This window comes from Chryseobacterium sp. CFS2 (assembly GCF_036543225.1).
GTDB lineage: Bacteria > Bacteroidota > Bacteroidia > Flavobacteriales > Weeksellaceae > Chryseobacterium > Chryseobacterium culicis_A.
The window spans coordinates 100,260-124,694 of record NZ_JAZHQU010000010.1; the positions used below are offsets into that span (position 1 = coordinate 100,260).

The window sequence follows — 24,435 nt, forward strand, 5'->3', positions numbered from 1 at the left end:
CATATGTTAATGATGTTTATATATATTCCGGGAATAAGAGTTTCTTTCTGGGAATGCGGATATTGACGCTTCTTCCTCCGGCATGCTCTCCTACTTCCAGACTCAGTATCTCATCTTCATTCAATGTGAATTTGTCAAAGATGAAGGTAAGAACCCTTGTTTCGCCCAGTTTAATATTTCGCTGCTCGCCACAGGATTTTACCGGTGTCAGGATTCTCTCCTGATAGACATAATCTTTTTTGGCAGCATTATGATTCTTAAGTTTTGATCTGAAAAGGATCTGGTCTATATCCAAAGTGATTTTAGAGGTATTATAAATTTCTACGCGTAAGACCATTTTATTCTGAAAGTTCCTGTAATAGATTCCGTTCAAAGTCAGGTTCAATCCATCATTATTATCTTTGATTTTTACGGTAGAAGGAGCACTTTCAGATAACATACATAATTCCTGAAGATCCTGTGCTGTCCTTTCTTCCTTTTCAATTTTGTAAATATTTTCTTTTGCAAAATAATCGATCGTAGTAAGGGTTTCCACCGCCTTATACGTTGTGATATCAGGGTTTCTGTTATACTCCATATCAATAGAATAATAGCTTCCTTTACCATTAATCACGGTAAGATTCGCCTGCTGGCTTTTTAAATCTTCCAACTCTTCACCTGTATGCTTTAACTTAAGCATATTCCCAATGGTATCGGCAACGAAATAAGTAGATCCCACATCCACATATTTTATTTTTTCATCAAAAATAATGTGTGTGGTTTTCACATCTGAAACTTCAATGGCCTGGCGCTGAGATAAGGGTTCCAATATTTCCTGGGCAAAAGAGACCTGAGAACAGAGAAAAAATAGAATAAATAATACAATGTGTTTTTTCATTTCTTTTGAGAATTTAAATCAATAAAATCATTAATGGCTACAGACATATTTCCTTTGGCTTCGTATATGCCCCGGATTACTTTGTTTTCATCGGCATTGGAAGAGTAACAGGCATATCTTTCCGGGGATACTTTCACTTTATATACATTAGACATACTTCCTACTTTAACATATACCTCTCCTTTGTCTGTAGAGTAAAGTTTTTGAAGATCAGATTCACTGAGTGATAAATATTTAGAAAACTTGTCTTTAGAGGCCATTTTCTTTTTATGGGAAAGCATAATCAACGTATCAGTATTATTCACCATGGCAGGTCCGGCAGCGGTATCTAAGATATCTTCAAGATCCTGGGTGGCAATGGCAACCTCTCCATAAAACTTACGAACGGTTTTGTACAAATACTTGATAAACTCCGCCATCTCTCCTTTGGAAATAGGCTTCCAGCACTCGTCTATAAATATTGATTTCTTTACGCCGGGAATCTTTTGGATCTTAGTCATCACCAGATTAATACACAACATGGTAACCAATGGAAACAATGTCGGGTGATCTTTAATGTTATCCATTTCGAATACAATAAAACGCTCATGAATCAGGTTGGCAGGTTCTGCTGCATTCAGTATATCTTTATAATGCCCATCATAAAAATCTCTGAGAGAGAGTTTAAAGCTGACCTTGTCAAAATAACTTGATTCTTCCTCAACAGCCGTATTTTCTGATATAAACTCATAGAAAGTAGCCATGGAAGGAAAAACATCGTTATTAACGACATGCTCGTAATAAAGATCCAGATAGGTGGACAATATTTGTTTTTCTTCTCTTGAAGCTCCCTCTTCTCCTTTCCATAAGAAAAAGATCAGTGAAAGCAGAAAGGTTTTCTTATCTATATTGATTTCATCTTCATCGTAGTAATAAAAAGGATTAAACTGTAATGGTGAATTTAAGTCATAGGTAAAGTAAACACCTTCCACCAGTTCACATAACTTTTTATAAGAGTTTCCGATATCAATCATGACAATATGGTGACCCTGCTCATAATATTGGCTCGCAATGTGATTGATCAAAAAAGACTTTCCGGTTCCTGAAGGCCCGAAAATTAATCTGTTTCGGTTCACGATGATTCCCTTTTTCACAGGCTCATCCCATAAGTCAAGACGTAAAGGAGATTCATTTTTACGGTCACAGAAAAGAATTCCATCTTTATTACTCTCGTAATAAGACTCAAAATTCAGTAATGAAGAGGTTTGCTCGGATATCCCGATAAATTTATGATTCTCTGAAATATAGGCTGGTGCTCCAGGGCAATTATTCATATATAATTCATTGAGTGCATACTTTACCTGATAAGGCGTAATTCCCAGATCTCTGAAAGCATTTTCCAGTAAGTTGACATCATGTTCCAGCTTCCTTTGTGAAACATTCCAGACAATCACACTGAAATGCTGATAAACAAACGTCAGCTCCCTTTCCAGCACATCTTCTACAAGATCTTCTACCTGGGAATACGTAACCTGATTTTCTCTGGAAAGTATCGCCATACTTTTAAACTGATTCATTTTGGTTTTCAGAGAAGAAAAAACTTTTTCTGAATCCTCAATAAAAATCACCTGATTGTAGATATGGTTTACATCCAGCCCTGTAGATACCGGCTGTATAAAAGGAATTCTAAAATCAGTTTTTGGGGTGGAATATTCAATGCTTTTGATGGTACTATTAATGGTAATAGGAAGCTGATTATTAGAAGAGATGGTATACAATTCTGCAAATTTATTTCCTATCTGTAAGTTCTTATCAAAAAACATATCCCTCAGATTGGTTTCCCCTTCTTTCGAAAGAGATAAATATTTCCCTAACAGAGCGATAATCTGGTTATTATTCAACCTTTCTACTGCAAAAAAACCTTCCTTTGTTAAAAATGAAAGACTCGATTCTACAGCTTTGATAAAATCATCTATTCCATCTAAATATTTATTGTACTGGCTGGAATTATTAAGGATACTTACTTTACTTTTGGAGTCCTTTATTATCGTGAGATAACACTCATGACTCATGGTCGGCTTTTCATGGAAAAACCTGTTGTCACTTGCTGATAAAAAATTAGGACTGTCTGATACCTGCTCTTTAATGGAGTCTACAAAAAAGAAATCCTGTTTCTGCAAAATTGTTCCGGCAGGTAAAGATCTGATTACTTTATCAAAAATAACACTGATCTGCTCCATCTGATCGCTATCAAGCGAATATATCTGAGGGAGCATCACCTTATACACCAAGCCAACATCTCCTTTTTTGCTCATTAACAAATCATCGTCTACCGCTAATATGTTAAAAGCTTTTTTGATATCTATATCTTTCATAATCTTAGGAAATAACTATTAAACTATTGTACTTTACTTCTACACGAATGTTCTAATTAAAACCAGAAGCATTATTGGAGGATCTTATATTGATCCATAACTGGTATTTTTTAGGTAAGAACACTCTCCTTTTTTCAAATACTTCTCTGCTTATTTCTTTTCCTGCTGATAAAATGGCCACGTTTCTTGCCTCTTTCAAATCTACTCCGGTATTGGTACTACCCCCTAAAACAGAACCGCCGGCATTTGTTCCTCTTTGAATAGCATAATCGAAAACATCTTTCGATACTGTTGAAGGGATTTTAAGCCACGAATGATTGTTCACCTGAATACCTTCTCTTCCGTCATAATCGAAAACTTTAAAGTTTAACTGGTAAAGAACATTATCTTTTTTATAACTTTCAATATCAATATTGATCCGGTCTTCTCCTAAAGATATTCTTCCATACACAATAGAATTCTTAGGAATTACCAGTCCGCCCGGAACATCTGTAAGCCTCATATCTTCTTTTATCCGGATCGGAATAATATTTTTATCTAATATTCTTTTCTGCTCTATGGTTTCTGAAGGAATCAGCTGTAAAATCTTCTTATTGTTTCCGGCTGTTGTTCCCTGGAAAAAATTCTTTTGATCACGAACATCGTTTTTAACCAAATCCTTTTTACTTTCCCTGGTCTTTGATGCATCAGCAGAATCCAGTGAATTACGGGAGGCCGCACCTTCTGTTAACCCTGCACGAATCTTATCCTGAAGCGCAAATATTTTGTTCAGACTACTTTCAGAGCCTGACCCATAATCGGAACTATAACCTGAATTTGAACTGTAACCGGAACCGGAAGGGTAACTTCTTCCTTGTGAAGAGATGTTGGATAAAGCCTTCATATAGCGCTCCTGCCTTTTGGCATAATCATTTTCTTCAGTTTTGCCGTCAAAATTCTGAAACTGTCCCTGCAATAATTTTTCATCTTCGGGAAGTTCTGTATCTATACCATACTTTCCATCTTTTGAAAAGTACTTCTTTAAATCTCTTTCATCCTGATTATAAATCTCCAATTTTGATTTTTCTTCAAGCTGTTTCTCATCTACATTGGGAGTTAAAATCAACTTATCATCAGACTCCTTTATTTTTGGGAATAGTATAAGGCTCATAATCAAAATAAGAGTCCCTAATGCAGCCACAAAAACAACCCCAATGATGATCTTTTTTTTCTTGTCAAGATTTGCAAACATATTTTATAAACTATTTTTACACATAATATTCAGAAACAATAAAGGGTCAATTTTTTTACCTTCCACTATTATTTCATAATGGAGATGAGGACCCGTAGAATGTCCTGTATTTCCACTCAAGCCTATCAGTTGTCCAGGCTTTACAAATTCACCTTTTCCAACAAATAAGGCCATTAAATGTCCATATCTGGTTCTAAAGCCTCCCTCGTTATCAATTAAGATGGTATTGCCATATCCTCTTTCGTACATTGAACTTAATACGATTCCGTAATAGGTAGAAAATACAGCAGTTCCCTGAGGTACAGAAAAGTCAACACCCTGATGCTTTTTAACTACTCCATCAATAGGATGTTTTCTATACCCGAAATTGGATGAAACAATTTTACTATAGGATTCAACCGGTGGTATCATCTTTTGTGATTGTACTCTCTGACAAGTAAATACGATAAAAAGAATACAACACGCAGGAAGGATCCTACTTCTTTTACTAAGAACTCTATCCATAAGAAGTGGTCATCATTTTATGTTTTCTCAATTACAAAAATCAATTCTGTTGAGTCTCCTCATGAGCGGATGATTCACTGCCCATAGCAGCTTCTTCCTCCTGGGAAATTCTATATAATTCGTTTTCAATAAGAATATCTACCTCTTTTACAATTCTTTCAAAATTTCCATTTAAAACCTCACTGATCATTTCTCCTTCTATAATGGTGGGTATCTTATTCTTTATCTGGTCCGTACGCTTCTCTACTTTTATTTTCCCCCTGAAAATTTTCCGGTTAATTTCTTCTCCGAAATTATCGGCAACCACCCCTACAAATTCTCCCTGGGAAAGCTGAGATATAGCAGATACCGGAATGGCATACTCTAAATTCTCATTGATAGAGTATGAGTTATTCGTATCAATGGTTACATTCTTTAATTTTTGTTTTTTCTTTCCAAATATTTCCTGAAGCTTATTTGCGGTCTCACTTCTTACTGAACCACTGAAAATATTACCTACGATATTAAATATGGTTTCCGCTACTTTATCTCCATAATCTCTCTTCAGCTGTTCAAGATCCTGCATTCCAATGGTTGTAGAAACTTTATTGGATCTTGCTGTTGCAATCAGGTTATCTAACCCCATAAAATACATGGTTGGCAGCTCATCCAATATGACAGAGCAAGGCTGTCTTCCCTGTTGATTTATTTCTTTCAGAAGTTGGGTAACCACAAGCCCTAAAGCTGGTGAATTGGTTGTTTGGGTACTTGGTGAGTTGGCAATTATTAATATGCAGGGACTTTCGGGATTATTGATGCTTAATGAAATATTTTCTTCCGGAAAAACATTATTACCCATTACCCAGAATAATTCTTTTGTTGCCAACTGAGACAGCGGTATTCTCGCAGAGGCTGTCTGACCTGAAAGCTGCTCGTAAGCCTGTTTTGCTAAAGCATCTGCAAAAGGAGTCATAAAAAACCTTAGTTCTGAGTATTGACCAAAAACTTTAAATACTTTTTCATCCGGCAAAGAAGCTAGAGAGATGGCATGAGGCAGCGTACAGAATTTCCCGTCTTCATAAATTCTTAAGAAATAAATACAGGCCGCGAAATAAGAGATAGCTGACTGAGCAAAAAAGTCTTTTTCAGTAATCCATTCTTTATTTAAGTTAAATAAGATGGTTTGTGATGCTTCAATGGCATCTGCAGCTTTTCTTATCAATTGAGGATCCAGAGGATTCACAAAATTAGATTTCTCCAGATCATCTAAAGAAACCACACAGAAACGAGGTTCAATGTCGTATTTCTCTTTATAATATTCATAGAAAGCAAATGTTTCTTTTGCCAGTGCAGGAAATTTAAAATCATACACCATCATCGAAAACTGCTTTTGAATATGCTGCCGAATATATTCTTCAACTACAGAATAAGACTTTCCTGATCCCGGTGTTCCCAAAACCATCGTTGCCCTAAAAGGATTCACCACATTAATCACCCCGTTTTCTGTTTTGAAATTCACAGAATACGGATTTTTCTTCACTACTTTTTCCTGTTCAAAAATTTGATTTTTATCATTAAATTCATCCTTCTTATCATAAAAATTGAAGTATTTTCTAAATTTTAAAAACCCGACGATATAAATAATATAAGAAGCAAAAGAGATAACAGTATAAGAGATAATTTCAATCTTCAAAACCGATACGATTAAGAAGGTGATCAGAGATGATCCTACTATGATAATATTCCTCATAAAAGAAGAATTTTCTTCTACTTCTCTCTTGACTTCAAACCCAAAGCAGCAAAAGGAAACAATGGCAAGGCTTATCGTTCGTAATAGCAAAGGATTCTTAATGAGTGGAAAAGTTTTAAATAACTTTATGATGAATATATTGATATATTCGTTACCCAATCCTTTTTCAGCTACATAACTATATTTAGAATAATAAATATCTACTAAAATAAATAGTATACTTACTAAAAAGGAAAATATAATTAAAATATCTAAAGAATATTTATCATTTTTCATTACACATACATTATAATAGAATCCCGTTGTTGAAATTCCGGATTATCATCAATACTTAGCAATCAAAGGACATTACAATACAATAGTGTATCCTTATCCCCGGTCTATTGGGAATCTTCTTCATTAGGAGCGTCCTCTGCCTTTACTCCATTGCCGCCATCGTTAACTGAAGCATTTTCAAACCCTTTACTTTTGAATAAATAATTTTCAATGAGTAAACCATGCGGATTATTTTCAGTTCTTGCTACATTATATAAATCGAAAGAGGAATAAAACAGATTTTTTGCACTCACATTCTGATCGACTCTGGAGACACTGAGTTTTCCATAAACAGATGCGTGATAAGGATATTCTTTATCGTTAACTTTTATAGAATCTATCTCCAGTTTCTGAACCAGGTTCTGAGATTGTATCCTGGCAAAATGCCCGTTGGCTTTAAGCGATAAATACAATTGTTTTCCAGAGTTTCCAATCAGATAGAGCGCCTCATTGATATTCTTATCATAACTGAACTGATCATATCCAAAAAATAATCTGTGAAACACTTTAATCTGATTCTTGATCTCAGGCAGTCTGTAATTTTCGTAATCCTGATCATTATTCATAGAATTTGCAATGGCTGCCTGTCCTTTTTCAGTGATAATGTATATTTTTTTAGTAAAAACTTTACTTACATACACAGCCCAGACTGAACTGGAAACAATTGCTACTATTGTAATAGAAAAGCTTAGCAATAATGCTTTTTTAACTAAAGAGTAAGTAGAAGGAATTTCACGTAATTTTTTTAAATCCATTGGTATTTTAATATTGATAAATGATGATACAGATAACAGAAAAGCATTCTATCTGAATATTTTAACTTTAAAAGACACTTTTCTGCAATTTTCACATAAGGGATATTGATTTTCATCTTTGTTTTCTGATAGAGGAGCAATATTAGCCAGCTTAACATTCTGGTCGCTTTTACACTTCACACATGTCACAACACTACTATTGGAAACATCAAGCTTAGCAACCACTGCGTTTTTACCAGCTTCTGCTAAAGCTAACTTCACGTTTTCTTCTTCCCTATTGGAAGGTTCAACAAAAGATTTAAATTTCATAGTTCAATTAAAGACGTTCTTAATGGGCATGATTAGGATACAGGCCACCAACAAAATTTCAGGAAAACTGCTAAAAAATATGGTATTGAATAATTTATGCTTTAAGTATTCAAGATTCCTGCAGAAGTAGGTAGTGTTAATTTAGATTTAAGCTATATTAAATTGCGTATAGCTTAAATCTAAACTGGTTAAAGCGTTCTTTATTCTAAATGAATACATGGGTAATAACATCAACCAGCCCAAAAATAGCTAACCCTATCACAAAACGGACAAAATTCTTTTGAGCCTGTTCGTTACCCTGCATATACTGAACAAATATCAGAAAAGCACCCACCACCGCAAAAGCGGCAACGCCCGCATTCAATGAGGTTTTAAGGGTGGTTGTCCATCCATCAATTTTTGCCTTAATATCTTGAGAATATAATAAACTACTCATGGGTAGTAATAATGCAATCAAGCTCCTTCTATTAAATTTCAGATTTTTCATTTTTTCTAATATTTTAAATTTTTGTTTGTCTATGTTTATCTGTAACTGGGAATACCTGCTGAAAATGTAATATCTTATTCTTTATCACCAATATTCCGCAGCATTTTCACAGTCTGTCAACAATCTTTTAATAATTGAGACATTGGATATAAGTCCAGTTATTCAACTCAGATCAATTAAGAATCTGATAATGGAATCGTTTTTTTTAAAATTTCCTTACTATCTTTTGAATTGATGCTAATCAGATTTTCTAATTTTTCATCAAATCTGATACATTGTACTCCCATCTTAAAATCAAAAAAATATTCTTTAAACTCCCCTTTTCTAGGGTACTTTTTGATGATGTATAAATACAGGATGGGAACTACTAAAAAGACTAATGATAACAGTACATTTTTAAATACAATAAAAAGAAACAGCATCAGACATATAACAACTATCATAGCGGTGATAACAGGATAACCGAAGACTAAAGGAGTTCTTTCTAACGTTTTTGGGGTTTTGTATTCCATATAATTTGTGTTTATTTTAATTGAAAAAAGTCTTACTCATTACAAACAGTCCGCTTAAGGGAAATCTGTTTTGGTAATAAGGAATGGCAGGCCGAGTATAACTCGGATAAAATTTTCTCAGCCTGCACATACCCAACCTATATTGATGAATACTAAATGTCTTCACAATGGTAAAACTTGCAGATTAAACACCAACAGATTTTACTTTATATTCTATTCATCAGAACTTTTAATGTCCTGCTAATAGTTCTTTGAGTAGATAACAAAATGATTGATCATACAAACAGTTGCAATAGTTTTTCAATCCCTAACTATGCTACTCATAGTATATTTTTATGTATTAAAATTCTAAGGCCTTCTTTGTGTTCTGGCAGGAGCTGCTGAAGCCTGCTCTGCTTTAGCTCTAGGAGGAAGTTTTGGTGATGGTTTAGGAGAAAGTTTTGGTGATATTGCAGGTTTATTCTGTGTTTCTGTAAACTTTGAAAGATCATTTTTACCTGATCTCAATTCACTTGCATTTGCATATAAACCTTGATCCACATTTGCATATATGTCTTGATTCACATTTGCATATATATCATCTTCTACATACGATGCTTTTTCCTTACTACGTTGCTTAGATATCGCCGCTTGCTGCTCAAGCGCTTTTTCTATCGCATTATTCAGCTTTTCCATAAGTTCCTTATTAAGCCCTTTCGCTGCTAACATCCCGATACTATTCGGATTTTTACTTTTGGTAAATACTTCAATATTTTCTTTACTATCATCAACAAAAATATTTTTAACATCAATTAACCCTTCAATGTTTGCTCTTTGTGCTCTTTCATATTTTTGTATTTCCGTATTCTTATACTGAGCCATTTTAAGCTTATTTTGCTGGGTAGTACCATTACTAACAATAGGAACAACAATCATTGGAATATCGTTTAACTGAATTAAGCCCTTTATTTCATTTATTGCCTTAATTGCACCCGGAAACATGGAGGCTGTTAATATAGCAACATCAACACCTTGCTCTTTACGTTCTTTAACAAGTTTATTCAGGCTCTGTCCTTCAAAAAAATCAAATGTGTGTACAGGTTTTTCACGTTTTCCTTCTGCTTTAAGTTTTTCATTTTCTTTTATAACGTCATTTTTAGCACTCTTCAATGCAAGCTGTACCGCATACTTAGAAGTTGGTGTAAGAGGAGCTTCACCCTTAAGCTCCTTTATTAACTGATCTTTTGTTAATTCCGGCTCAACTTTTTGTAATTCATGAAGAATGTCATCAGAATTATAAAAATATTTCATCATAGTATTATGAAGGTGGCCGTCAAATTGTGTGTTATCGAAGTCTAAAAAGACATTTGTTTTTGTTTTTGTTTTCATTTTTTTTACTTATTTATTAATACTCTTTATTTACATTACTAAAATCTATAAGATTTTAAATCCCGACGAGGCATCATCCGATTAAATATTAATAATCAATACTTTACATTATTTACAACAGAAAAGAAAATATACTTATACAATACAAGTCTGGAGAAAAAGCAGAAACCGTATTAAGAAAATCATCCTGTGCATAATAGGTCATTACAATGTGCTTATTGTTTAACTATTAATCACTTGCAAAATTAATCGATTTGATAATTCGCAAAGAAATAATACTGTAAGAATAAACAGGCGGGCGTGTAGTTTTTATTTGTGTTCATTAGCTGAAAAAAAATTACATCACCTGGATGGATTTGCTTAATTGACAACTATTTCCGCATACCATCATTACCATTTTGAACAGTACCAAAATGGTTGATAACAGACCCCAATCAATGTATTTTAAGAAGATCATCCATTGCATTACCTATCATTAAAATGTGTTTATTTTTTAATTATTAATAATTTCAAAACTACCTGATTTAATATTTTATCCAAAAAAAATACTGTAAGAATAAACAGGCAGGTATATAGTTTTTATTCGTGTTAATAATGGGGAAAAAATGACACGATCTTCGGTGTTTAACTACTGCTGAGAAATACTCTTCACAAAAAATGGATGACCTTAGTAGCTCTGCCACTAGTTTAATCTATGCATAAAAACCCAACTTATATTTTCACTCCAGTAGTTTAATAACCACAAATAATAATCAGATTACCAATTACTTAATCGATAATTTTGCCCAGAATATAATAAGCCACTTATCTGGAATAATATAATTATTCAAGCCGGCTAAAAAAAGAAAGATATGATGAACGATTTACTTACTATTGCAATTATAACTGCATCTGTTATTACTACCTCTTTTTTGATCATGAGTTTGAAGACCAGCAACCATTCATTTGGAAAACTATTACTTCAACCCATACAAACGGCGGCAGGCAAAACGAAAGTATTACACATTCTTTTTAAAAGGAATCTCAGGAATGGAAAGACTACTTTCAAAAACCAAAATCACAGAAGATAAATAAAGAGATTTGTTTCTCCTATAATCAAAGCCTTATTCATCCTTAAGTATGTAAGCAACAACGGGAAACACAATAAATAATGTCATCTATGTAGTTTTATAACTACTGATTTTCAACTTACAATGGGAACTATTTTCCTAAATTTACCATTGTAAAAATCACTTATTATAAATATTTTTTCTTCAACCAATAGTGCTTTGGGTTCAAAATAATCTGAAACAATTTTCAAAAAAAATCTGTAAATGAAACTAACCTTACCAGAAATGGTATATTTTTCAGATGAAAGTGAACCCAGGGCTTATTAAAACTGATTTTATATTTCTACAAATACGAATCAGTCAGCCATAGACGATCATAAAAAAGCAAGTGTCAGAACACCTGCTTTTTTCATTTTATGATACTCTAACAAATATTATTTAGAGAATAGGGACTAATCGGTTAGCTTCATTTTTTAACTCTAAAAATTCTTTGAAATTTTAAGAAATCCGAAGAAAACAGATTCAGTTTTCAATTCTGTTTAGTTTTAAAAATTGATCCAGGCTGCATTTTCCGGCACCAAAAGATAAAAGAGTAAGGAGCATCAGAATATAATATAATGGGATTTCAAAACCATTATCTCCCGCATCAAAACCATTTCCCCAATGTACAGTAACAATGGCAACAATCATCGTAATGATCAAAGGAATGGAAATCCATCTGTTGAGCAGGCCTAAGGTTAACAGAATTGCTCCCAAAAGCTCTGTTCCTGTTGCTAAATAGGCATTCAATACAGGTAAAGGAATGTTTATCATCTCAAACCATTCCGCAATACTGTCAATATCTTTTAACTTCATTATTGCCGGGTTAAAAAAGCCATATGCCAGCACCAAACGTAAACCTAATAAAACAAAATCTTTTATTCTATAAGACCTGTTCATTATTTCGTGTATTTTTTTCATTTTAATGTAATAATATTAAGAAAAGACCAGGACAATGATCTTTTATAAAAGTAAATTCTACTTATATCCGGTATCCTAAAAAAATAGTATTCTGCAATGCGAACTGTTCAAAATCCTGATATAATTTGATGATTTTTTCCCTGTCGTTATCATATCCGTCAAGTAATTCTATGAAATCTTTTCTGCTGAAACAGCCTTCGTTGGCTTTTAAAATGATTTCCACAAAAGGATACGAAAGATCGTTGAACTGTATTTGTTTTGTATAGAAGTCCCGATGTACAGAAACAAAATACTGACCTTTGTCTTCTTCTGTAATTTCTTTCACATTTTTTAGATGAATCGGATATTCTGTAGATAAAATCTTAATTTCCGGATTAGGGATAATCCCATCTTCTTCTGATTTTTTTTCTATACTGAATTGATCAATGGGCAAATCCTCCATCATAAAAACTTCAATCTCCAGCCATTCATACTGCAGTAGAGTAACAAGAAAAGGAAACTTTTTCTTAAAAGGAAAATCATGTTGCTGATAATAATCTGAAAATTCCTGCGGAAGTTTCCACACCTGAGGAGTTTGACATTGGTGGTGTTCAAAAAAATGCTTTACCATCCTTTTCCATCTTCTTTTTCCGATTAATTTCCTTGCCATAGGAAATGCTCTTTTCAAGGTATCTTTTATCACATTATACACCAGCCTTCTGTAATGAAATGTATGCTCCTGAACACTGGTTGGCGGTTCATGCAAACCGGTTCTGCAATACAAAGCAAGATCGGTTTGAAGGGAAAATGTTTTATTGTCCATATTCAGTATCCAATTGAAGTGTTAAGATTTCGTTTTTTAACAATTTCAAAGTTTCAATTTCAAATTGTAGATTTTCCAGTTCCGGAATATTAAAGTCCCTTTCCAAAAGAACAGGAATATCTTTGCCTATTTTCTCTATAGCCCACGCCAGTAAGTTATACACGGGATCAATAATATCTTCTCCATGGGTATCAATAATTAAATAATCATTGACCTTGTAATGACCAGCTATATGAATATATTTCACTTTATCCAGGGGCATGCTTTGGATAAATTTTTCAGCATCATATTTGAAATTAAAAGCATTAACATACACGTTGTTTACATCCAGCAGCAATTCGCAGCCCGTCCTGTTGACAATTTCGTTAATGAAATCTGCTTCTGACATTTCAGCTTCTAAAACAGTATAATAGCTTCCGTTTTCTAAAATCAGTGGTCTTTTCAAAATATCCTGAACCTGAAGAATATTTTCAGAAACCCGTTCTATTGCCTCCTGGGTGAAAGGAATAGGCAACAGATCATATAAATGGGCATTATCCACTTTAGAGAAAGTAAGATGTTCGGAATACAATACAGCCTGAGTATCTTCCAAAAACTGTTTTACCTGTTTCACAAAACCCTTATCTATTCCTTCCGGACTCCCTACAGAAAGAGATAATCCATGACAGTAAAGTGGGTATTTTTCCAGTACCTTCTTTAATTCCCTCTTCCAGTACCCTCCAACTCCCAGCCAGTTTTCGGGCGCTACTTCCACAAAATCAGGTTCTAAAACATCCGTATTTAAAAATGTTTTGGAAAATTCTTTTCGATAACCAATTCCTACCATAATCGTCTATTTACCGATGGTACTTAAAAAATCAACAGACCTGTTATACAAGTCTGTTGATTCCAAAAAACTATTTAGTTGATGTTGTTTTTGTTTTTTTAGTTTTTTTGGCTTCATTCTTAGTTTTTTTCCCTCCACATTTGCCTTCACCGCATTTTCCTTCCCCACATTTCCCTTCTTTAGTTTTCGTTTCTGTTTTTTTTCCTCCACATTTTCCTTCCCCACATTTTCCTTCTGAAGTTTTTTTCCCTCCGCACTTAGCTTCACCACTTTTTCCTGTTTTACCTCCACAAGCAGCCTCCGTAGAATGAGTTTCTATTGATTTTACATTGGCGAAAGCAGTGTTGGCTCCTAATGTAAACGCTCCCAGAGTCAGAACTCCTAATAAAATTGATGGTTTTTTCATTATTTAAAATTTTAAAAATTATGTTGTATTATTTGATTCCGGGAATGTAATTCTCATCCAAATCCCTGTTCCTGATTTACTTTAAAAATGGGAACTCATCCGTATTTTTCACCGCCGGAAATCAGTATTTTTTATCCTGGCACAAGAATTAAAGGTGAATTTTCATTTTGTAAAAGTATATCATCCAGCATTTTCCAAAAAAAATATCGTGTAGATATAAGTTGTTGAGCCCACATAATAGTACTACCTGATTGTAGTCAAAAAAGGATTATTGTGTAAATGGTAAAACGGTCATTAGAATGAAACTCAAAAAAAAATCCAGAGAAAACAGTTTCTCCGGATTTAATATTGTTCAATTTTATGTCAACTGATTTCAGACAACTCAGCATATTGAATAGCATGAATTCGAAACAAATTAGCAGTCTGAATTACTGTACTAACTCCAATGTTCCATCTGCAGGATTATACAATGTCCCAACAATTTTTATCTTTCCATTATCCTCCATTTCCTTAAGGATCGGACTTTTCTTCCGTATATCATTGAGTGCTATTTTGACATTATTTTCAGAAACGAACTTTACAAACTCATTGTTTTTTGAGGTTTTCATTCCTGTAAAACCTAGACTGATATTCACCGCTGGTCTTAGCCTGTAAAGTGTCGCTGCAATATTACCAAACCTGACATTGTCAATAGCTGCTTTTACAGCTTCACAATGTTGATGCCCCATTACCACGACAAGTCTGGCACCCTCTACTATACAAGCAAACTCAATACTTCCCAACACCTCTTCATCTACAAAATTTCCAGCTACTCTTCCCTCAAAAATATCTCCCAAACCCTGATCAAAAATATCATCTACGGAAACAGCATTATCTGAACAACTTACGATCATAGCTTTAGGAAACTGACCCGTTACAAGCTTTCCTGTATGTTTTGTAGGCGCACTCTTAATTACAATTTCATCCTGGAATCTTTTATTTCCTTCCATAAAATCTTTCAGAACCTCTTCACCTGTTAGTTTATCCTGTTGTTCTTTTGTCAGTACATGAGAAGAAATCTTTGACTGAGTCTTTCTATTTTCTGCTTTTTTACATGAAACTGCCAATCCAGAGAGTAATAGACTTAATAAAATAATTTTTTTCTTATTCATCATGAGCTGTGCTTGTTAATTTATCTTTAAATCGGGTTACCTTAATAAGTGTATCTTAGTCAACAGGATGAGGCGTATATCTTAAATAAGATTTAATTTCTCTAACTCCTTTGGGATATAATTGTCTTGCATCCTCTGTTGAAATAGCGGGAGGAATAATGACATCATCACCAGCTTTCCAATTAACCGGAGTTGCTATCGTATAAGTATCCACTAATTGCAAAGAATCTAGAACGCGCAATATTTCATCAAAATTACGCCCTGTAGATGCAGGATAAGTAATCATTAAACGAATAATTTTATTGGGATCAAGAATTAACAAAGAACGAACTGTTGATGTTGCAGATGCATTAGGATGAATGAAATCGTAAAGCTTTGAAATGGCAAGATCATCATCAGCAATGATTGGAAAATGAACACAAGTCATTTGCGTTTCATTAATGTCTTTGATCCAATTCTGATGATCTTCTACTCTATCAACACTTAATGCAATCACTTTAGTATTGCGGCGATCAAATTCCGATTGCAACTTTGCTGTCATTCCCAACTCCGTAGTACATACAGGGGTATAATCTGCAGGATGAGAAAATAAAATCCCCCATGAATTCCCAAGATAATTATAAAAATCTATTGTACCAACAGACGAATCAGCCTGAAAATTTGGGGCAGTATCACCTAATTTAATTGACATCATTATTTTTATTTTAATTGATCATTATTATTTGCAAAACTATTTATAAACTGATGGATTAAATAATGTAGCCCGTAAACATTACACTATAACAATGTAAATATTAATGGCAGGAAGGAATAAATTTTCTGGAAAAAAAGGCATAAAAAAAGCTCCTAAAAAGGAGCTTTGTGACCGCAGAAGGATTCGAACCCTCACTGTCGGAGCCGAAATCCGAAGTTCTATCCATTAAACTATGCAGCCTATTCCAGGTAGCAGATTGTAGGATTCAGGTAACAGGCGCCGGGCCTTTTTACATCTATCCTTCTACCTTTAGAAAGTAATTTTCACACCTCCCAGAATCTGTGCACCCAGGACTTTATAGCCTTTGTACGTCTGGTATTTTGAGCTCAGAAGATTATTTCCGAGTGCGAAAATACTGAAATTTTTGTGAATTTTATACTCTGCAGAAAGATTTAAATCAGCATAACCACCAACTTTATCGTTTGTATTTTCTGTAGACTGGAAAATTACATTCGGAGCTCCTACCCCTTCGATTGCATAAGAATTTGTAGTTCTGTCACTTGCAAAGATTCCTTTGAAACCTAACAATAACTTTTTGTCAAGCATAGTATATTTTGCCCCGATGCTCGCATTGAACAATGGAACGTTATAAATATTGTCGTAATTCTTAAGATCGTACTTTGTAAATCTTAATTCTCCATCTAAAATAAGGTTAGCCAATGGGAAATACTGCACGCTACCTTTGATATCACTTACATTTCCATCGTCATATACTGCGGAGAATGTATTGGCAAAATTGTAGGCAGAACGGTTAACAGAGGTATTGTCAAAAAGACCGTTGGCTTTAAAGAACATAATATCTCTCATTTTTCCGTACCCTGCAGAGAAGTCGTATTTCAGCGTTTCATCAATATCTCCTCTCAATCCTACATAAAAATGATATTTCGTCTCTGTAGGCTTTAAAAACTGGTCAGAAAGGATGAATGGATTCGCCTGCAGCATATCCCCGTAAGTATTCAGCTTCAAACCTCCGTCTACCCCTCCGTAGAATTTAAATTCTTTGGCAGCCGCAAACTGAAATTCTGCCTGTGGAAACCAATACGTTTTATTATTTTTCTGCTGTTCCAGCTGATCATTAGAGTTTTTAGCATTCAGGAAAGAGAATGAAGAACCTAAGGTTAAATAAGAATCCCCTTTTCTGAACGTCACTTTCGGGGTCAGGCTGGTATTGAAGAAATTGGAAGAGTTTTTATCCCTGATCGCAAAATCGGTCTTAACAGCATCCAATCCTACTCCAAGATCAGCATTCAGATTGATTCCTGATTTTCCTAATTCCACCGCATGTTTGGAGAAATTGGCAAGGATGGAAACCTGGTTTTCCTGAGCATCAAAATGATCTTTAAGGAAAGAAGATTTTACCCTTACATCATTTAAAATTTCGTTGGAATAAAAATCATAGTAACCGTTTACTTTAAACTGATTGACTTTCTGCTTCAGATCCAGTTCACCCGTTGGCTGCATGGCATAAATACCGTAATAATTATAGCTGTCTAAACCATATTCTGCATTGATATTGAATTTTCCTTTTTCTCCATAAGAGTTTAAGAAAGCTCCGATATTCGCTGAAGTCTGCCCGGATTTCCAGTCGTAATCTTTTTTAAGACCATTGGTGGAAAGTACATGAACATCTGCTCCTACTTCAAACTTATTTTCAAGGGTTTTTGAAACGTTTCCGTCTACCAGCACTTTTCCGTAATTACCCATCCCGAACTGGAAGTAATTATTCTGAGCCGTTCCGTCAAATTTCGGAGCAACATCTTCCCCCTGAATGGTAGACGTTTTGAAGTCTGAAACAGCAGGAACATCTGTGATGGTATACTTCACAGGGGTTTGCGATTTCTCTTCCGGCGGATAATTTTTAATGGTTTCCACAGAAGTTTTCTTCTTCTCGATCTTCTTCACTTCCGGCTCTCTCTTTTTGTTAAGAACCAGTTTTTCCTCCTTGATCTGGGAAAACGCCACTGACGAAATTCCTAAAAATAATATGGATAATATTTGAATCTTCTTGTTCATATTTTCTTTATTTGAAAAAAATATATAACGGGTTTTATTTATTGGAAGCAATATAATTGCCTAATAAAGCTTTCCCTGACTGTTTTGAAAAAGTTCTCCCTAGTCTGAATATATTAAACAGCCAAAGGCTTTGATAAACTTGTAATTTGTATTGATAATTTTTTGTTGTGCTGTTCTCAGCTACATCATAACTGTAAGAAATATCGTAAGGAAATCCTGAAGGCAGTAATCCCACTGTAAGCATACTCCCAATCATAGGATTTCCACATGGCGGAGTACGGGTCAGCATGGGATGCAGTGTTATTTTAACTGCATGGGTACTGTCATCTACAATTTCATAAATATCAGAATGTTTTAAAATCTTAAACTCTTTCTCAAGATCCTTATTCACTACAAAAGCCTTTTGCTTAGGAAAATCAGCTTTTGCGTGGTTATACTCTTTAGGATATGCACTGTACGATGGAATGCAGCTCCAAAGAGAAGCAGAAATTAAAAAAGAATATGTGGTAATTTTAAACACCTTCATGTCCTATTTCTTAATCTGTTTTTTAACTTCTTTAGCTTCAGCAACAATTTCAGGGAAATCCTTATAATTGGTAATGATCTGGTCACATGTATAACTTGCCTGATAGTTATCTTTCAGACCGATATAGTTTTTCGCCATCAATACCAGGGCTTTCGCTCCCCAGAATTCTTCTGATGCATAGTTATTGGCAAGCTTAAAGATCGTTTCATTAGAAGATTTGAAAGCTTTTCCTTTGTTCTGATAATACGCTTTAGCATACAAAGCTTCCGCAGCTACTGAAGTGTTGGATGATTTCTCAAGAGAAACATAGGCCGCCTGAGCATCTTTATCTTTTCCTGAGTTCATCAGACTTCTTGCTTTGATCACTTTTGCCGTTTCAATTACCGCTGCTGAGTTTTTAGAATTAGCGATTACTGCATTAGCTAATTTTTCAGCTTCAGAGAAGTTATTTTCTTCAGCATACAGTTTCATCAGCTCTACATTTGCATAGTTTTTAATGCTGATATTGGAAGAGTTTTTAATGCCTTCAAGGTACTTTTTCGCTTCCGCAGTATTACCTTGTGCGATAAAGATTTGAGCTAAACGAGTTTGTGCGTCATCCTGGTAATCATTCTGAATTCCAGCAACTTCCTGAAGAACAAGTAAAGCTTTAGTTGAATTATTGGTTTGGTAGTAACTTTCTCCTAATTCATACTTCGCCTGATACAATCCCTCACCTGTTGGATTCTGTGTCAGATACTTTTCGTAGTAAGAAATTGCATTTTTATAATCTTTCTTCGCGAAATATTGTTTACCGGTAGAAAGGTTGATTTCATCAATTTCTGCAGCATCTACATTCACCCCAATATTTCTTGCAAAATTTTCATATCCGGAAACATCTCCGTTTTTCGTAAAGATAGGTTTTGCAGCCTGAACAACCTTTTGAGCATAGGCTGTATTTTTATACTGCTCACCCAAAGATTTAAGCTCAGAAAGTGCTTTATCGTTTTGATTCTGATCAATATAATTCTGCGCTCTGTAAATAGAAGCATTGGCGATCAGATCTTTGTCCGAAGATCCTTTAATTACTTTTCCGAAATAATCATTGGAATTGGCAAAATCATCCTGAGCAGCATAGGCTGTTCCTATTTCATATTGAGCATCATCGTAATATTCGGAATCCGGATATTTTGATAAAAGGTTTTTAAGGTTGGTAATCTTCGCCTGTGTATCTCCTTTAAATCCTAAAGCCATGGCTTTTTGGTACAAAGTATAATCCGTAGCATCTTCATTTTTATCATAGATGGCAATTGCTTCATTCAGGTCATTATTCGCATAATGAATATCTGCAAGACGAAGTTCTGCATCATTTTTAAATTCCGGCTTCGGATTGGTAAGATACTGTTTGAAATACGTTGATGCCTGATCAAATTTCTTGGATTTAAAATAAGCATATCCTAAATCATAAGGCAACTGTTGTTTCTCAGGGAAGCTTTCGGTAAGAAGTTTCTCGTAACGAACAATGGCAGACGGATAATTCCCTTTCTGGTAATACACCTGTGCCAGCCAGTATAAAGCCCGGCTGTTGAATTCCTTATTGATATTGAAACCAAGACTTCTTAAGAAATATTTCTCAGCTTCATCATAGTTTCCTTTGTTGAACTCTTCAGTTCCCAATAAATAAGAAACTTCCTGATCTACTTTGTTGATTTCAGGCGTTGAGCTCTGCAATCTGTCAATAGCGTTCAGCGTTTCTTTATAGTTTCCGGAATACAGATATGATTTCACCAATAATGACCTCATTTCTGTGGCATTGGCTCCATTCTGATTATCATTGATATAACTTTGGATTACCGCAGAAGGACTTTCAAACGGGTTACCAATATCATAACTTAGTTTAGCATACTGCTCATGAGCCAGCTTTTTCACTTTCGCATCATAATCCATCTGATAAGAAGAACGGAATGCTGAAAGAGCTTCCTGTTTTTTATCTACTGCCAGGTAAGCATTTCCTAACTGGTAGTAAGCATTTTGAGCTAACGCAGAATTACTGTTCAGAAGCTGGTTGTAATAGGAAACCGCTTCATCATATTTTTTAAGCTGTGCAGCCACAAATCCCATCTCATACAAATCGTTTTCAGACGGATTCTGCTGTACGCTGAGATAATCTTTCAAATGCGGATAGGCAGAAGTGTAATCATTCTTCATGAAATAGCTCTCTCCGATGATCTTGTGAACTTCCGCTTTATAAGAATCTGAAATATTTTCGTTTAACAGAGCATTTCCTTCTGTAATCGCCTGATCGTAGTTCTTGTCATTATAATACATCTGTACATAATAAGGACGTACCAGCTTAGAGAATTTATCCTGATCTTTTACAGAATCAAAATATTGGAAAGCTTTATCATTCTGTCTGTTGCTGTAATATAAATGCCCAAGCATATAAGCGATATCTCCTTTTTGAGACTGATCTGCTGTTTTATAAGCTTCTTCCAGAGCATCAATGGCGCCTTTAGAATCACCCGTCATGAATTTTGCATAGCCAAGCTTCAGAATATACTGTGTATTCTCTTCTTTTGAAAGCTGATACTGATTCACTTTTTTCAAAGTTTCCAGCGCCTTGTCAAAGTCTTTTTTTGCCAAGTAATAATCCGCCAAAGGAAGATTAGCCTGCGCAAAATAAGCAGAATTCGGATATTCTTTCATGAAAGCGGTTAATCCTTCTTCAGCATGATTTTTCTGAAGAATCACACCAATTACATTATCAAAAAACTGCGCACCTTCCTTTTTCGAGCGGGACAAATTCTGATTATAGAAGTATTGTCTTGCATATTCGTATTGAGAAGCGTTGTATATTTTAGTTTGATAAAGATTTTCGGCTAGATTAAACCTGTAATTTTCTTTCTGGGTAAAATATTGGGACTGTTGAGCATCGGAGATTCCGAAATAGATTACAGCAGCCGCTAAGAGTATTTTTTTTGATTTCATTCTTCTTGATATAAGAAAATTAGTCTAAATAAGTTAACGAAAATATTAAAAACTTATTGTTTAAGCAAGTTTTAACAGCGTTAATGGTTGTTAATATTCATTCCATAACAATGAAAATTTTCTCACTACACAATGATAAAATTTACTACTTTCGTCTGATAAAATGTAAACAATTTTAATAGATAGTTATCAAAAACCTATTTTGACCGGATACTTTTTTGAACAGCAGCGAAAAACATACCATAAACAAACTATATATGAAATTTAAGATACTTTTAGCATTAATTTTTGTAAACCTCCTGCAGGCGCAAAAATTTCACTTTCCAAAGGCAGCTGTCACAGACTCTGTTATATTGGAAAAACAGATGCCGGGACTTGCTCAGCAAGTGATACCCCAACTTCAATCCGCCAAATACAAACCGGAAAATACGGTGGATCTTATGGACAATCTTTTCCGTTTACAGATGGTGGCACAGGATTATAAAAATTCGTTAGTTTCTCTTTCCGAAAACCGTAATCTTTTTGCTGATCATAATATGGGAGGATACAGATATATAGGATTCGAACTGTACAGCATGGCTAAGATGGCCCAAAAAGAAAATAACACTTCTTTTTCCGGTGCACTCCAGAAAGTATTCAATCAAAAATATGAAAGCCTTCCGGAAAAACTGATTCCCAGACTTATCCTTGCCCTTGACGGAGATGTAAGAGAATCCCGAAAACAATTGAACAAACTACTGGATAAACAAAAAGATAAAGACAGCATTGATTACAGAACGGCTCTTGCATTATGCAAAAGCTACCTGAGTTATAAAACCTATTCTGGCATCAAACCTCAGGTGATGCAGCTGCTGGCTTCAAAAAATAACGAAAAATTTATTACTGAAACCAGAGATTTAAAATTAAAAAATGGAAATACCTTAACGATTACCATTGTTCGAAAAAAAGATAATACCTCTCCGCTTCCTGTTATTCTTACTAATAATATCTATGCTGGGCCTATTGATGATTTCTTCGGAAAAAGGGCTGCTACTTATAATTACGTAGGCGCTGTTGTTAATACCCGGGGTAAGAGAAACAGCAATAATGTGAACAATCCTTTTGAGCATGAATCTGAAGACATTTATGAAGTAATAGACTGGGTAAGCAAACAACCGTGGAGCAACGGAAAGGTAGGAATGATTGGAGGAAGTTATTTGGGATTCAGCCAGTGGGCGGCAGTAAAAAAACTGCACCCTGCATTAAAAACTATCGTGCCTCAGGTTGCCGTAGGAATCGGGATCGATTATCCGGCTCAGAATAATATCTTCATGAGCTATATGCTGCAATGGATACAATATGTAACCAATAACAAATTTACCGATGAAAAGGATTTTGCCAATGCCGTAAAATGGGATTCTATCAATACAAAATGGTACAAAAGCGGAAAATCATTCAGATCTTTAGATACAATAAGCGGTAAGCCAAGCAAAATATTCCAACGATGGCTGGATCATCCGGGATATGATCAGTACTGGCAGAAAATGGTCCCTTATAAAGAGGATTTCTCTAAAATCAATATTCCTATTCTAACGACAACAGGATATTATGATGATGATCAGATAGGGGCTCTGTATTATTTCAAGCAACATCATCAGTACAATAAAAATGCAAACCATTATCTTGTCATAGGTCCTTACAATCACGGAGGAGCACAAAGTTTCGGATTTACTTACGTGAATGGCAATCCTATTGATCCGGTGGCCAGAATAAGCATTGATGATCTTGCCTTTTCATGGTTTGATTACATTCTAAAAGGCGGAAAAAAGCCGGAAATATTAAAAGACAGAATCAATTTTCAGGTGATGAATACCAATACCTGGAAGCATGTAGCTGATCTTGACAAAATGCATACTTCTACTTTGAAATTCTATCTTCAGGACAAGAAAAATACATCTTCGGTATTCAATAAGCCTGAGACTCACAATTTCACTCAACAAACGGTTGATTTTAAAAACAGGGATCAGAAAGACGTCTATTACAAAGTCAGCAAAAAAGACAGCATAAAAATAACGAATTCTATCACTTTTGAAAGTGAAGTATTGGATAAAGATATGATCATCAGTGGAAATCTGTCAGGGATCTTCAATGTTTCCATCAATAAAAAAGATTTTGATACCGATACTTACCTGTATCAGATTCAACCGGATGGAAAGTCTTCATTATTGTCCACTCATATCGTGAGAGCCAGCTATGCAAAGAATAACGAAAAACGACAGCTTCTGGAACCCAATAAAACAGAACAGATTCCGATCAACAATTCCTATTTTATGAGCAAAAGGATAGAAAAAGGAAGCAAGCTCCTGTTATTAGTGGGTGTCAATAAAAATCCCAACTGGCAGATCAATTATGGATCCGGTAAAGATGTAAGTGATGAAACAATAAAGGATTCCGGGGAACCGCTGGAGATAAAATGGTACAATGACAGCTACGTGGAAATCCCTGTTTATAAAGATTAAAACCTTTTGTCTGAGCAAATTCCAGCAGACTTTATATGATAA

General features: G+C 34.7%; 21 protein-coding genes and 1 tRNA gene. 2 read left to right on the plus strand and 20 right to left on the minus strand.

The window, feature by feature from the left end; all coding sequences use genetic code 11:
- Positions 1 to 16: 16 nt before the first annotated feature.
- The 10 genes from ODR02_RS20450 to ODR02_RS20495 form a co-directional block, all read right to left on the minus strand.
- Positions 17 to 877: a DUF4138 domain-containing protein gene (locus tag ODR02_RS20450; RefSeq protein WP_309513292.1), complete on the minus strand. Its 861-nt coding sequence runs from the start codon at positions 875 to 877 to the stop codon at positions 17 to 19.
- Positions 874 to 3,231: a TraG family conjugative transposon ATPase gene (locus ODR02_RS20455; protein WP_309513293.1), complete on the minus strand. Its 2,358-nt coding sequence runs from the start codon at positions 3,229 to 3,231 to the stop codon at positions 874 to 876. The genes ODR02_RS20450 and ODR02_RS20455 overlap by 4 nt, the downstream gene beginning before the upstream one ends.
- 52 nt (positions 3,232 to 3,283) lie before the next feature.
- A complete protein-coding gene (gene traM / locus ODR02_RS20460; protein ID WP_309513294.1) occupies positions 3,284 to 4,462 on the minus strand; it encodes a conjugative transposon protein TraM in 1,179 nt (392 codons plus the stop codon).
- A gap of 3 nt (positions 4,463 to 4,465) precedes the next feature.
- A complete protein-coding gene (locus tag ODR02_RS20465) occupies positions 4,466 to 4,873 on the minus strand; it encodes a M23 family metallopeptidase (RefSeq protein WP_309513295.1) in 408 nt (135 codons plus the stop codon).
- A gap of 133 nt (positions 4,874 to 5,006) precedes the next feature.
- Entirely contained in the window at positions 5,007 to 6,971 is a 1,965-nt protein-coding gene (locus ODR02_RS20470) for a type IV secretory system conjugative DNA transfer family protein (RefSeq protein ID WP_309513296.1), read from the minus strand.
- Between the two features lie 104 nt (positions 6,972 to 7,075).
- On the minus strand, positions 7,076 to 7,765 hold the full coding sequence (locus tag ODR02_RS20475) for a hypothetical protein (protein WP_309513297.1): 690 nt from the start codon (positions 7,763 to 7,765) through the stop codon (positions 7,076 to 7,078).
- Positions 7,766 to 7,813: 48 nt separating this feature from the next.
- Positions 7,814 to 8,074 carry a hypothetical protein gene (locus ODR02_RS20480; protein WP_309513298.1) on the minus strand — a complete coding sequence of 87 codons (261 nt, stop codon included), beginning with the start codon at positions 8,072 to 8,074 and terminating at the stop codon, positions 7,814 to 7,816.
- Positions 8,075 to 8,279: 205 nt separating this feature from the next.
- Positions 8,280 to 8,510 (minus strand): hypothetical protein, encoded by a 231-nt coding sequence (locus tag ODR02_RS20485; protein WP_309513299.1) that lies wholly within the window; start codon positions 8,508 to 8,510, stop codon positions 8,280 to 8,282.
- A gap of 227 nt (positions 8,511 to 8,737) precedes the next feature.
- Positions 8,738 to 9,073 (minus strand): hypothetical protein, encoded by a 336-nt coding sequence (locus tag ODR02_RS20490; protein WP_309513300.1) that lies wholly within the window; start codon positions 9,071 to 9,073, stop codon positions 8,738 to 8,740.
- A gap of 348 nt (positions 9,074 to 9,421) precedes the next feature.
- Entirely contained in the window at positions 9,422 to 10,441 is a 1,020-nt protein-coding gene (locus tag ODR02_RS20495) for a hypothetical protein (protein WP_309513301.1), read from the minus strand.
- Positions 10,442 to 11,292: 851 nt separating this feature from the next.
- On the opposite strand from ODR02_RS20495, the gene ODR02_RS20500 reads away from it, so the two are divergent.
- On the plus strand, positions 11,293 to 11,511 hold the full coding sequence (locus ODR02_RS20500; protein WP_309513302.1) for a hypothetical protein: 219 nt from the start codon (positions 11,293 to 11,295) through the stop codon (positions 11,509 to 11,511).
- Positions 11,512 to 12,012: 501 nt separating this feature from the next.
- Here ODR02_RS20500 and ODR02_RS20505 read toward each other — a convergent pair.
- The 10 genes from ODR02_RS20505 to ODR02_RS20550 form a co-directional block, all read right to left on the minus strand.
- The gene (locus ODR02_RS20505) at positions 12,013 to 12,450 is read right to left on the minus strand and encodes an HvfX family Cu-binding RiPP maturation protein (RefSeq protein ID WP_309513303.1); all 438 of its coding nucleotides are present in this window, start codon (positions 12,448 to 12,450) and stop codon (positions 12,013 to 12,015) included.
- Between the two features lie 61 nt (positions 12,451 to 12,511).
- Positions 12,512 to 13,252: an HvfC/BufC N-terminal domain-containing protein gene (locus tag ODR02_RS20510; protein WP_309513304.1), complete on the minus strand. Its 741-nt coding sequence runs from the start codon at positions 13,250 to 13,252 to the stop codon at positions 12,512 to 12,514.
- The gene (locus tag ODR02_RS20515; RefSeq protein WP_309513305.1) at positions 13,242 to 14,078 is read right to left on the minus strand and encodes an HvfB family MNIO-type RiPP peptide maturase; all 837 of its coding nucleotides are present in this window, start codon (positions 14,076 to 14,078) and stop codon (positions 13,242 to 13,244) included. The genes ODR02_RS20510 and ODR02_RS20515 overlap by 11 nt, the downstream gene beginning before the upstream one ends.
- 70 nt (positions 14,079 to 14,148) lie before the next feature.
- The gene (locus ODR02_RS20520) at positions 14,149 to 14,484 is read right to left on the minus strand and encodes an HvfA family oxazolone/thioamide-modified RiPP metallophore (protein WP_309513306.1); all 336 of its coding nucleotides are present in this window, start codon (positions 14,482 to 14,484) and stop codon (positions 14,149 to 14,151) included.
- Positions 14,485 to 14,912: 428 nt separating this feature from the next.
- Positions 14,913 to 15,638, minus strand: a complete 726-nt coding sequence (locus tag ODR02_RS20525) for a carbonic anhydrase (protein ID WP_309513307.1) — start codon at positions 15,636 to 15,638, stop codon at positions 14,913 to 14,915.
- Positions 15,639 to 15,690: 52 nt separating this feature from the next.
- Positions 15,691 to 16,329 carry a peroxiredoxin gene (locus ODR02_RS20530; protein ID WP_309513308.1) on the minus strand — a complete coding sequence of 213 codons (639 nt, stop codon included), beginning with the start codon at positions 16,327 to 16,329 and terminating at the stop codon, positions 15,691 to 15,693.
- 168 nt (positions 16,330 to 16,497) lie between these two features.
- Positions 16,498 to 16,569 (minus strand) — tRNA-Arg (locus tag ODR02_RS20535).
- 69 nt (positions 16,570 to 16,638) lie between these two features.
- Positions 16,639 to 18,402: a TonB-dependent receptor gene (locus ODR02_RS20540; RefSeq protein WP_209784051.1), complete on the minus strand. Its 1,764-nt coding sequence runs from the start codon at positions 18,400 to 18,402 to the stop codon at positions 16,639 to 16,641.
- 34 nt (positions 18,403 to 18,436) lie between these two features.
- On the minus strand, positions 18,437 to 18,928 hold the full coding sequence (locus ODR02_RS20545; RefSeq protein ID WP_209784050.1) for a hypothetical protein: 492 nt from the start codon (positions 18,926 to 18,928) through the stop codon (positions 18,437 to 18,439).
- Between the two features lie 3 nt (positions 18,929 to 18,931).
- Entirely contained in the window at positions 18,932 to 21,895 is a 2,964-nt protein-coding gene (locus ODR02_RS20550; protein ID WP_209784049.1) for a tetratricopeptide repeat protein, read from the minus strand.
- A gap of 257 nt (positions 21,896 to 22,152) precedes the next feature.
- On the opposite strand from ODR02_RS20550, the gene ODR02_RS20555 reads away from it, so the two are divergent.
- Positions 22,153 to 24,393, plus strand: coding sequence for a CocE/NonD family hydrolase (locus ODR02_RS20555; RefSeq protein ID WP_309513309.1), 2,241 nt, complete (start codon positions 22,153 to 22,155; stop codon positions 24,391 to 24,393).
- The last annotated feature ends 42 nt before the right edge of the window (positions 24,394 to 24,435 follow it).

Coding starts and splice junctions, on each gene's coding strand:
- ODR02_RS20450 (WP_309513292.1), bottom strand. CDS start 877: ATGAAAAAACACATTGTATTATTTATTCTATTTTTTCTCTGTTCTCAG.
- traM (WP_309513294.1), bottom strand. CDS start 4,462: ATGTTTGCAAATCTTGACAAGAAAAAAAAGATCATCATTGGGGTTGTT.
- ODR02_RS20495 (WP_309513301.1), bottom strand. CDS start 10,441: ATGAAAACAAAAACAAAAACAAATGTCTTTTTAGACTTCGATAACACA.
- ODR02_RS20475 (WP_309513297.1), bottom strand. CDS start 7,765: ATGGATTTAAAAAAATTACGTGAAATTCCTTCTACTTACTCTTTAGTT.
- ODR02_RS20550 (WP_209784049.1), bottom strand. CDS start 21,895: ATGAAATCAAAAAAAATACTCTTAGCGGCTGCTGTAATCTATTTCGGA.
- ODR02_RS20510 (WP_309513304.1), bottom strand. CDS start 13,252: ATGGACAATAAAACATTTTCCCTTCAAACCGATCTTGCTTTGTATTGC.
- ODR02_RS20530 (WP_309513308.1), bottom strand. CDS start 16,329: ATGATGTCAATTAAATTAGGTGATACTGCCCCAAATTTTCAGGCTGAT.
- ODR02_RS20525 (WP_309513307.1), bottom strand. CDS start 15,638: ATGATGAATAAGAAAAAAATTATTTTATTAAGTCTATTACTCTCTGGA.
- ODR02_RS20540 (WP_209784051.1), bottom strand. CDS start 18,402: ATGAACAAGAAGATTCAAATATTATCCATATTATTTTTAGGAATTTCG.
- ODR02_RS20490 (WP_309513300.1), bottom strand. CDS start 9,073: ATGGAATACAAAACCCCAAAAACGTTAGAAAGAACTCCTTTAGTCTTC.
- ODR02_RS20545 (WP_209784050.1), bottom strand. CDS start 18,928: ATGAAGGTGTTTAAAATTACCACATATTCTTTTTTAATTTCTGCTTCT.
- ODR02_RS20515 (WP_309513305.1), bottom strand. CDS start 14,078: ATGGTAGGAATTGGTTATCGAAAAGAATTTTCCAAAACATTTTTAAAT.
- ODR02_RS20465 (WP_309513295.1), bottom strand. CDS start 4,873: ATGATACCACCGGTTGAATCCTATAGTAAAATTGTTTCATCCAATTTC.
- ODR02_RS20520 (WP_309513306.1), bottom strand. CDS start 14,484: ATGAAAAAACCATCAATTTTATTAGGAGTTCTGACTCTGGGAGCGTTT.
- ODR02_RS20485 (WP_309513299.1), bottom strand. CDS start 8,510: ATGAGTAGTTTATTATATTCTCAAGATATTAAGGCAAAAATTGATGGA.
- ODR02_RS20470 (WP_309513296.1), bottom strand. CDS start 6,971: ATGAAAAATGATAAATATTCTTTAGATATTTTAATTATATTTTCCTTT.
- ODR02_RS20480 (WP_309513298.1), bottom strand. CDS start 8,074: ATGAAATTTAAATCTTTTGTTGAACCTTCCAATAGGGAAGAAGAAAAC.
- ODR02_RS20500 (WP_309513302.1), top strand. CDS start 11,293: ATGATGAACGATTTACTTACTATTGCAATTATAACTGCATCTGTTATT.
- ODR02_RS20505 (WP_309513303.1), bottom strand. CDS start 12,450: ATGAAAAAAATACACGAAATAATGAACAGGTCTTATAGAATAAAAGAT.
- ODR02_RS20455 (WP_309513293.1), bottom strand. CDS start 3,231: ATGAAAGATATAGATATCAAAAAAGCTTTTAACATATTAGCGGTAGAC.
- ODR02_RS20555 (WP_309513309.1), top strand. CDS start 22,153: ATGAAATTTAAGATACTTTTAGCATTAATTTTTGTAAACCTCCTGCAG.